The following is a 2,800-nucleotide window of genomic DNA, read 5'->3' on the forward strand; positions in this document are numbered from 1 at the left end:
CGCGAGCGCGGGGTAGCGGAACTCGTCGCCGAACGAGAAGGCGCCGAGCAGCCCGGCGCCGAGCGCGGCGGGCGGCAGCGGCAGGATCCGCGGCCACGCGGCGAGCAGGCTGGGCAGCGGGGTGGCTCCGGTACGGGCCAGCGGTACGGCGAGCGCGACGGACGCGACGAGGACGGCGGCGGCGACGAGCGGCGCCGTCCGGACGCCGAGCATGCGGCGCAGCTCGTAGCGCAGGGGCCGCAGCGGACTGCGGACCGGGCGCGCGGGCAGCGGCGGTGCGACGGTCCGGGGGACCTTCGCCTGGGCGGGCAGGTCCACCAGCGTGTCACCGGGCTCGCGGGCCGGGGCGCCGGACGCCCGGGCGGGTGTCGGACCTGGCGCAGGGCCTGGCGCAGGGCCTGGGGCCGGGCCGGTGTCGCCGATCTCGTCGGCGATCTGGTGGACGAGGACGCCGTGCCGGAACGCCGTCTCGCCGATCTCCGGGCAGCTGCTGCCGTAGACGGTGAGTCTGCTGCCCGCGTCGGCGACCACCTCGACGGAGCGCCTCCCCGCCCTGGCCTCCCGGGTCAGTACGTCGGCGAGCCGTGCGGCGTGCGGAGTCCTGACGGCGACCCGGGGCCGCAGCCGGGTGGCGGCGAAGGCGGCGCCGTCCTGGTCGGCGACAAGTCGGCCGCCGTCGATGGTGACGACCCGGTCGGCGGCGCGGGCCGCTTCCTTGGGGTCGGCGGTCGTGTAGAGGACGGTGCCGCCGTGCGCGGCGTGCGCGCGCAGCAGGCCGTGCAGCCAGCCGGTCTCGCGGGGGGAGAGGCCGGCCGACGGCGCGTCGAGCAGGAGGGTGTGCGGGTCGCCCAGCAGCGCGGAGGCGAGTCCGAGCCTGCGGTCCATGCCGACCGAGAGGTTGCCGAGCCGTTCGTCGCGCAGGGCGCCGAGCCCGACGACGTCGAGCAGTTCGTCGGCGCGGACGGCGGGCACCCCGGCAGCGGCGCACAGCATCCGCAGCTGACCTCTGGCGGTGCGCGCGGGGTGGCCCGGCACATCGCCGAGCAGCACCCCCACCTCGCGCGCCGGATGGGCGATGCGGTGCAGTGGCCGGCCGCGGAAGTAGGCGACACCACGGCCGTGTTCGAGTTCGAGCATCAGCCGGAGCGCGGTGGTCTTGCCCGCGCCTGGCGCCCCTAGGAGCGCCGTGACACAGCCGGGCCGGGCTTCGAAGGTCAGGTCGTCCACGGCCGGCGGGAGGTCGCGACGGGGGTTGCTGGTCAGTCCGATGGCCTGGAGCACATCAGCAATATAACGCTATATGTCCGACTTGCGGGGTAATGCTAACTGTGCGGGTGTCAGACCTCGGGCCGCAGCATCGGCGGATTGAGCACGGTCGCGCCGCCCGCCCTGAACAACTGGGCCGGCCTGCCGCCCTGACGGGTCGTCGTCCCGCCCGACGGTACGAGGAATCCCGGGGTGCCCGTCACCTTGCGGTGGAAGTTCCGGGGATCGAGGGCCACGCCCCACACCGCCTCGTACACCCGGCGCAGCTCGCCCACGGTGAATTCGGCCGGGCAGAACGCGGTGGCGAGCGACGAGTACTCGATCTTGGACCTGGCCCGCTCCACCCCGTCCGACAGGATCCGCGCATGGTCGAAGGCCAGCTGCGCCGGCTGTTCACTCTCCCGGCTGAATCCGCCCTCCTGACTGAGCAGCACCTCGACCGGAGCCCAGCGGGCGCTGTTGGCGTCACCACCCGCGCGCGGCGCGGGCAGGTCGGGCGACAGCGCCAGATGGGCCACGCTGACCACCCGCATCCGGGGGTCCCTGCCGGGGTCGCCGTAGGTGGCGAGCTGTTCCAGATGGGCCGCGTTCCCCTGACCGGCCGACTGCGCGTCCTGGGCGCCGAGGCCGGTCTCCTCGGCGAGTTCACGGGCTGCCGCGGCGGCCAGATCCTCATCCACCCTGACGAATCCGCCGGGCAGCGCCCAGCGGCCCTGGAACGGCGGCTCGCCACGCCGCACGGCAAGCGCGCAGAGCGCGTGACGGCGCACGGTGAGCACGACCAGGTCGACGGTGACGGCGAAAGGGGGGAAAGCCGACGGGTCGTAGGGAGACATGCCGCGATCATAGTCGTCTGCCTGACGATAAACAGTCGTTCCGGCATCCACGATCGACGTTCTGCCCCTGTCACACCCCCAGTTGGAGTCCTGCGGCCGCTTCCTCGACCATCCCGAGGCCGAGCCGGCTCACCCGTACGGCGAAGGGCTCCCCCGCCACCCGCAGCCCGGCGAGATGCAGCCCGCCGAGCGGCGCGTCGCGCACCGGCCGCAGCGTGAGCGTCCCCGCGGGCGCGTCGGGGCGGATTCCGGCGAGCGTGACGAGCAGTTGGATCCCGGCGCCCGCCGCCACCGCCGCCGGACGGCACGCCGCCGGATGCGGTGCGGGAGCCCCGCCCGCGGTGCGCTGCTCCCCCGCGTACATCTCGGGCAGCCGGTAGCCGAACGTCTCGGCCGCGGCCAGCACCCCGCGCAGCAGTCCTGCCGCCTCCTTCTCATGTCCTGCCGCCGCGAGTCCCGCGACGGCCACAGCCGTCTCGTGGACCCGGACCGCCCCCGCCCGGTGGCCGAAGGGGTTGTGCCCCGGCTCCCTGGCGCCCAGGCCGCGCAGCCCCCAGCCGGAGTCGAGCCCCGGGCCGCCGAGCAGCTTGGCCAGCTGCCCGGTCTGCGCCCGGTCGAGGAGACCTGGGGCCTGCTCTCCCCCGCCGATCAGGCCCGTGTCCAGCAGATGCGCCGAGCTGCCGCTCAGATACGGCAGG

General features: G+C 74.9%; 2 protein-coding genes and 1 pseudogene. All 3 read right to left on the bottom strand.

Annotation, left to right across the window (positions count from 1 at the left end):
- Positions 1 to 1,281 (bottom strand): ATP-binding cassette domain-containing protein (locus HY68_RS00905; protein ID WP_041983425.1); only part of this gene is annotated, 1,281 nt, incomplete at its 3' end.
- Between the two features lie 56 nt (positions 1,282 to 1,337).
- Positions 1,338 to 2,102, bottom strand: coding sequence for an NUDIX domain-containing protein (locus HY68_RS00910; RefSeq protein ID WP_041983427.1), 765 nt, complete (start codon positions 2,100 to 2,102; stop codon positions 1,338 to 1,340).
- Between the two features lie 70 nt (positions 2,103 to 2,172).
- Positions 2,173 to 2,800: pseudogene (locus HY68_RS00915) on the bottom strand (glycogen debranching protein); the annotation flags it as partial.

The sequence above is a fragment of the Streptomyces sp. AcH 505 genome, from assembly GCF_000818175.1.
Lineage (GTDB): Bacteria > Actinomycetota > Actinomycetes > Streptomycetales > Streptomycetaceae > Streptomyces.

Excerpts from the sequence above, each read along its gene's own strand:
- HY68_RS00910 (WP_041983427.1), bottom strand. The coding sequence starts at position 2,102 with ATGTCTCCCTACGACCCGTCGGCTTTCCCCCCTTTCGCCGTCACCGTC.